The 6,650-nt window shown below is 66.4% G+C and carries 5 protein-coding genes; 3 read left to right on the forward strand and 2 right to left on the reverse strand.

What is annotated here, in order from left to right:
- Positions 1–150 precede the first annotated feature (150 nt).
- Positions 151–762, forward strand: coding sequence for a hypothetical protein (locus tag Q8M82_RS17930; protein ID WP_305692674.1), 612 nt, complete (start codon positions 151–153; stop codon positions 760–762).
- An 81-nt stretch (positions 763–843) separates the two neighbouring features.
- Here the strand turns inward: Q8M82_RS17930 and Q8M82_RS17935 are convergent, their stop codons facing one another.
- The gene (locus tag Q8M82_RS17935) at positions 844–3,129 is read right to left on the reverse strand and encodes a TonB-dependent hemoglobin/transferrin/lactoferrin family receptor (RefSeq protein ID WP_305692675.1); all 2,286 of its coding nucleotides are present in this window, start codon (positions 3,127–3,129) and stop codon (positions 844–846) included.
- A 401-nt stretch (positions 3,130–3,530) separates the two neighbouring features.
- Here Q8M82_RS17935 and Q8M82_RS17940 point away from each other — a divergent pair, with 401 nt between their 5' ends.
- Complete coding sequence (locus Q8M82_RS17940; RefSeq protein WP_305692676.1) at positions 3,531–4,805, forward strand: flavin monoamine oxidase family protein; 1,275 nt, start codon at positions 3,531–3,533, stop codon at positions 4,803–4,805.
- A gap of 156 nt (positions 4,806–4,961) precedes the next feature.
- On the opposite strand, the gene Q8M82_RS17945 is transcribed toward Q8M82_RS17940, so the two are convergent.
- A complete protein-coding gene (locus tag Q8M82_RS17945) occupies positions 4,962–5,885 on the reverse strand; it encodes a bifunctional helix-turn-helix transcriptional regulator/GNAT family N-acetyltransferase (protein ID WP_305692677.1) in 924 nt (307 codons plus the stop codon).
- Positions 5,886–6,030: 145 nt separating this feature from the next.
- On the opposite strand from Q8M82_RS17945, the gene Q8M82_RS17950 reads away from it, so the two are divergent.
- On the forward strand, positions 6,031–6,650 hold a 620-nt coding region (locus Q8M82_RS17950), incomplete at its 3' end, for an aspartate/glutamate racemase family protein (protein WP_305692678.1).

The following is a 6,650-nucleotide window of genomic DNA, read 5'->3' on the forward strand; positions in this document are numbered from 1 at the left end:
GCCAACCCTGCCAACGATCCGGGCAGCCATCATCACCAAGCTCAAACGGCCGCCTCCAACGCGATGTCCGCATTGTCGATGCTGGCTCATTCCTAAAAATCTGCCAAAGTAGTGCTAGGGACCCTCTACCGCCGTCTCAGATATCGCGACTTGTACGACGCCATTGCCGACGAGTACGTATTTGGACGACTCATCGAAGCCGGTTGGTTTCCGTTTGTCGAAATTCTCGGCAGGGAATTTCGCGGACTCGTAACCCAGTGCGAAGCTGGGTTTGACCTTGAAGAAGCAGAAGAGAAACTGCTCGCTGCGTTTGACACGCAGCGCGTTGAAGCGATGTTCGCGCGTTGGATGGCCAAGCCTCATTTCGCGGGCAAGGAACGGCTTCTGCGCTCAGCGCTAAACAACTTCGCAGCTGGCGACGCGATTGCGGTCTTAAAAATCGTTCTTACCGAAATTGAAGGTATATTACGTGATGCATACATGAAAAATCATGGAAAAAGCGTCAAACTAGATAAATTGCTGCAATTTGCGGTTGATTCTGCCGCGCAGAAGGCCGGCCAACCTGATACTTTATTGTTTCCTGAAGTATTTGCCGTCTATCTAAAATCTCATGCGTTTGCAAATTTTGATCCACTTTCCCGATCAGGTAAAGCTAGCTCGCGGCACGCGGTAGGTCATGGTCACGCCGACGCGGACAGCTACACTCAAATTCGGGCGCTGCAAGCGCTGCTCACACTCGACCAGCTTGCATTCTACACCTAACTCAACTGTGATCCAATCGACAACGGCCGGCCCCGAAGGGCCGGCCGGCGACGTGTCCCGGGTCTCGAATCCGCAGGCGCGTCAGAACTGGTACTTCATCGTCGCCTTCACCGTGCGGCCGGGCTCGGTGTAGTAGTCGCGCGCCTGGGGCCGCGAGAGCGGCACGTTGACCGCATCCCAGTACTTGCGGTCGAAGATGTTGTAGACGCCGACCTGCAGTTCGAGGTCGGCGATCTCCGGCAGCGGCTTCCACCAGGCGGTGGCGTTGAAGATCGCGTAGCCCGGGGCCTTGAAGCCCGTATCGGTGCCCGAGGTCGAGACGTCGTCACGCTTGCCGGCGAGCTTGGCCGAGACCTCGGCGCCCCAGCGATCGGTGCCATAGGCGACGGCAACGATGCCCTGCACCGGCGGGATCGAGTTCAGGAAGGTGTTGTCGTCCTTGTTCTGGCCGCGGGTGTAGGCGAAGGAGCCCCGCACCAGCCAGTTCGGCGCGAAGGCGTATTGCATGTTGGCCTCGACGCCCTGGATCTCGGCGCGCGTGACATTGCGGAAGCCGGTGATGCCGCCCTGGAAGTAGAGCCCGCCGACGCCGGCGGCCTGGACCTGATAGGTGTCGATGAAGTTGCGGTAATTGGTGTGGAAATAGGTCAGCGAGCCGCCGAAGGCCTTGTCGCCGAAGCGGAAGCCGACATCGATGCCGTTGCCGATCTCGGGCCGCAGATCCGGATTGCCGGTGCGCAGATAGGTCGTCGGCGAGCCGAAGCGGCCATAGAGTTCATTGGCGGTCGGGGCGCGGAAGGTCTTGGCCCATTGCGCGAAGATGGTGATGTCCTTGAACCAGGGCGTGTTCTTCAGCACCTCGTATTCGAGCCGGATCCGCGGCGACCAGGCCGAGTCGCTCGACGCGGCGGGCAGGCCGGTCGGGCGCGAGGCGCCGTTCGAATAGGCCGGCGTGTATTGCGGCTTCTCCTCATACCAGTCGTAGCGCAGGCCCGGCGTGATGCGCAGGCGGTTATCGAGCAGGCCGATCTCGTCCTGGATGTAGAAGCCGGCGAGACGCCCGTCGACCTTGGGCTGCTCGGCCTGGTTGGTGGGGATGTTGTTGCAGGTCGTGAAGGCGCCCGTGTAGATGCCCGAGGCGGGCCGCGCGGGGCAGGCGTCGGAGCCGGCGCTGTACTGCTCCAGGCTCGACATGCGCAATTCGGTGCCGGCGATGACCTTGTGCGTCAGCATCCCGGTGTTGAAGCTCTTGATGACGTGGCCGTTGAAGCCGTAGGCCTCTTCCTCGTTCTGGTTGTCGCGGGCGTAGAGGCCGACGATGCTGGTGTAGCGATAGCCGTTGGTCAGGTCGTTGCGCTTCAGCCGCTGCCAATAGGCGACGGCATGGGCCTCGTCGAAGAAGGAGCCCGGCATCTTGTAGTCGTAGCTCAGCGAGACGCGGTCGCGCTGGACGTCCTCGCCGGTGCGGTAGGCGCCGGGGCGATAGTTGCCGGTGAGCGAGACGGAGTTGTCGCGGTTGTAGATCCGGTCCGAGCGCTTGAAGGTCTCGGCGGTCAGGCCGAAGCGATGCGCCTGGTCGGGTGAATACTGATAGAGCTTGGCGAGGAAGCTGTACTGGTCGAAATCGCGCGGGTTCGGCGCGGTGCGGGCGGCGCCGATCGTCTTGACGGTGCCGCCGCTGTCGGTCTCGTGGCCGTTGCGGAAGCCACCCTGGATCAGGGCCCAGGTGTTGTTGAAGCGCGCCGCGGCGGCGACGCTGCCGAAGACGGCCTTGTCGGTGCTGTCGAAGCCGGTCTTGGCGAGGGCGCCATAATTGCGGCCGTTGCGGATGATTTCCTCGGGATCGAGCGTGCGGACGGCCAGAACGCCGCCGAGCGAGCCGGCGCCGATCGTGCTGCCGCCGCTGGGGCCGCGCAGCAGGTCGAGCGTCGAGAGCGAGTCGAAGTCGAAGGCGGTGGTGCCGCCGCGGTTCAGGCGGGTATCGATCAGGAAGGGCTGGCGGATGCCGTCCACCGTCGTCAGCACGCGCGCGCCATCGAGACCGCGGATGTTGAGGCTGTTGTTCTGGCGGTTGAAGGTGATGCCGGCCTCGACGCGGGTCGCAAGCTCGCTCAGGCTCTGGACCTGCTGGCGGTCGAGTTGCTCGCGAGTCGTGCGCGTCGTGGTCGGGCCGGCGACCAGCGCCTGGCCCGGGGCGGCGCCCTCGACGGTGATCTGGTCGAGCACGACCGGAGCTTCCGCCGCCGCGGCGGGCGGCGCTGTGCGGCTGCGCGCTTGTTGCTGCGCCAGCGCCGGCGTCGCCAGCAGCATCACCACCAGAGTTCCCAGCGCCACGCCCTCGCGCAACCCGCCTGAATGCATCCCCATCGCCTTGACCCGCCCTTGCCGCCGCAAACGGCCGAAGGCCGCCGCGTCACAGAGTTTAAAATGAATATAAACAAGGCCTTATACGTTCGATAAGGCTCTCATCGGTTATTGAGGGAGTCGAAGACTGTCAATCATTCGCCATGCAAAGAACATAACCCGATGCCACGAAGACACATTCGTGCAATCGCTCCAATGAAATCTTGGTTTTACATTGTTCTAAAGAAGCGGTGCGCATGGGCGTCGAGGCGCGCTGTGGGCTCCCGATCTCGTGAACGATCCGGACGACGGCGCCGACATCTTCCTGTTGCAACGCGGCGGCAGGCTCCCAACATGAGCGGCTGAATTCGGAACGCTCTCCCGCCATGCTCGACCGCCGGACCATGTTGACAGGATCTGCTGCGATGGCGGCGTCGCTGGCGCTGCCGGTGAACGGCCATGCGGCCGAGGCCGATGTGATCGTCATCGGAGCAGGGGCGGCCGGGATCGCCGCCGCGCATGAGCTCCGGGCCGCCGGTCGTCGCGCGATCGTCCTCGAGGCGCGCGACCGCGTCGGAGGACGAGCCTTCACCGATACCGCGCTAGGCACGCCTTACGACGCCGGCGCGATGTTCATCCACTGGGCCGAGCGCAACCCCTGGGTCCAGATCGCCCGCGATCTCGGCGTCGCGACCTCCGACGAATCCTGGGGAGGCGGATTTCGCGTCTTCGCCGGCGGGCAGCCGATGGCCGAGGCCGACCGCCAGCGGCGGCGCGGCGCCTTCGGCCAGATCGACCGGCGGCTGGAGACGGTCGATCTGACGAAGCGTGATGTCTCGATCCGCGACCTGCTCGGCGATCTCGGGCCGGACCTGGCGCCGATCGCGTCTTCCGGGCTGCTGCTCTCGATCGGCGAAGAATCCGAGCGCATCTCGGCGCGTGACTATCAGCGGCTCTGGGCGGGCGAGGATCTGGTCGTACCCTCGGGCTATGGCCACCTCGTCGCGCGGCACGGGGCCGGGCTCGACATCCGGCTCAGCCAGCCGGTGAGCGAGATCCGCTGGGACGGGCCGGGCGTGAGCGTGACGACGCCTTCCGGCACGCTACGGGCGCAGGCCTGCATCATCACGGTGCCCGTCGGCGTGCTCAAGGCCGGATCGATCCGCTTCACGCCCGCGCTGCCGGCCCGCACCCGCGACGCGCTCGACGGCATCGGCATGGGGGCGCTGACCAAGATCGCGCTGAAGGTCGAGGGCGAGCGTTTCGGCATTACCCCGGGTACGAGCTTCCTAGAGGCCGGCTCGCCGAAGCGGCTGATGAATTTCGACCTGTTCCCCGAAGGCAAGGACCTGATTGTCGCCTTCTGCGGCGGCGATCATGCGCGCGAACTCTCTGCCGCGGGGCCCGAGGCGGCGCGCGACCATCTGACGACGCTGCTCTCGTCGATGATCGGCTCCGATATCCGCAAGGCAGTGACGGGCATCTCCTTCCCCGCCTGGTGGACCGATCCGTTCTCACGCGGCTCCTATTCGGTCTGCCTGCCGGGGCGCGAGGCGGCGCGCGAACAACTGGCCGAGCCGATCGGCGGCCGGCTCTTCATCGCCGGCGAGGCCACGGCCGGCGGCGGCGCCATGACCGTCGGCGGGGCGACGCTGGCGGGACGCGCGGCGGCTGCGGCCGTAGCGCGGATCAAGGCCTGAGGCGGGCAGAGGCGTAGCTGCTGGACAGTTCAGCCCTCATCCTGAGGAGCGGCGGCACGCGGCGTCTCGAAGGATGGTCCAGCAGGCTCCGAACCACCTGGAGCATCCTTCGAGACGCGATCTTCGATCGCTCCTCAGGATGAGGGCTGTTACTCGTTAAAGCACCAGCTCCCAGTTCTGCCCGACGAGGTCCTGCCCGAAGGAGTGGTGCGTCTCCTGTGCGATCAGCTTGAAGCCTTCGGCGATGTAGATCGCGCGGGCCGCATGCAGGATGTCGTTGGTCCAGAGTTGCAGGCGGGCATAGCCGGCCGCCCGCGTGAAGCGAATAGCCTCGCGCACCAATGCCTTGCCGAGCCCGAGCCCGCGTCCCGGCCGGTCGACGATGACCATGCGCAGCTTCGCGGTCTCGTCGCTCTCGCGCATCACGAAGGCCGAGCCGAGGATCTGCCCGTCGCGCTCGGCGATCAGCCCTTGCTCGAGGCCGGGGCGGAAATCGCGGAGGAAGCGCGCCGCGATCTCGGCGACGAAGGCCTCGAATGCGATGTCCCAGCCATAATCTTCGGCATAGATTCGGCCATGGGCCGAGATCACCCAGCCGATGTCGCCGGGGCGGTGAGGGCGGATGACGGGCGCGGCCGCGGGATTCGAGACGCCCGAGAGCAGGGTCTCGGCTTCGGTCAGCGCCGTCACGAGCCGGGTGCGCGCCGGCTCGTCGAGCGCGCACAGCCGCTCCGCGGCTTCCGCCTGCGAGGCCTCTTCGAGAGGGTGGAAGACGGCGTGTCCGGCCTCGCTCAGGCGCAAGGTCAGGGCCCGCCCATCGGCGGCCGAGCGCTCGCGCAGCAGCCAGCCTGCCGCGGCGAAGCGCTTCAGGATGCGCGAGAGATAGGCGGGGTCGAGACCGAGCTCCTTCGCCAGGTCGCCCGCGCGCCAGCCGTCGCGCCGGGCGAGTTCGTAGAGCACGCGCGCTTCGGTCAGGGTGAAACCCGAGCCGAGCAGGCTGCCGCCGAGAGCGCCGACGAGGCGGGTGTGGAAGCGGTTGAAGCGGCGCAGTGCCGCGACGGCGCTTTCGAGATCCGACATGGTGACACCCTCCGTCGCTCACCTCGTCTCAAATAATGGACTGAGTCAACTAAATTGAACGCGCGCCGTCTCCGCTTTCTTGACGGTCCCTTAACCGGGCTCTGGCGGAATCGCCGCCTTCGTCACGCTCCCGGGCCGCTCGCGCATGCAGGTCGATCTTCTGGCCGGAACCACGCATCGTCCCGCCGTGCTGGCGCGGCCGGTGCCCACCATCCTCGTCTTCGATTCAGGGCTGGGCGGGCTGACCGTGCTGGCCCGCGTGACCGAGGCCTGCCGCGGCGCCGACATCGTCTATGCCGCCGACGATGCCGGCTTTCCCTATGGCCGGCTGGAAGAAGGGGCACTCGTCGCCCGCGTGCTGGCCGTGATGGAGCGGCTGGTCGCATGCCATCACCCCGATCTCGTGGTGATCGCCTGCAACACGGCCTCGACGCTGGTGCTGCCGGCGCTGCGGGCGCGCTTCGCCATTCCCTTCGTCGGCACCGTGCCGGCGATCAAGCCGGCGGCCGCCGCGACGCGCTCGGGGCTGATCTCGGTGCTGGCGACGCCGGGCACCGTGGCCCGGGACTACACGCGCGGGCTCATCCAGAGCTATGCCGGCGGCTGCGAGGTGACGCTGGTCGGCGCGACGGGGCTCGCCGCTCTGGCCGAGGCCGCCTTGAGGGGCGAGCGGGTGGAGGATGGCGCCATCGCCGCCGAGATCGCGCCCTGCTTCGTCGAGCGGGACGGCCGGCGCACCGATGTGGTGACGCTGTCCTGCACGCA

The organism is Allobosea sp. (assembly GCF_030694325.1).
Lineage (GTDB): Bacteria > Pseudomonadota > Alphaproteobacteria > Rhizobiales > Beijerinckiaceae > Allobosea.

Coding starts and splice junctions, on each gene's coding strand:
- Q8M82_RS17940 (WP_305692676.1), top strand. CDS start 3,531: ATGGCGGCGTCGCTGGCGCTGCCGGTGAACGGCCATGCGGCCGAGGCC.
- Q8M82_RS17935 (WP_305692675.1), bottom strand. CDS start 3,129: ATGGGGATGCATTCAGGCGGGTTGCGCGAGGGCGTGGCGCTGGGAACT.
- Q8M82_RS17945 (WP_305692677.1), bottom strand. CDS start 5,885: ATGTCGGATCTCGAAAGCGCCGTCGCGGCACTGCGCCGCTTCAACCGC.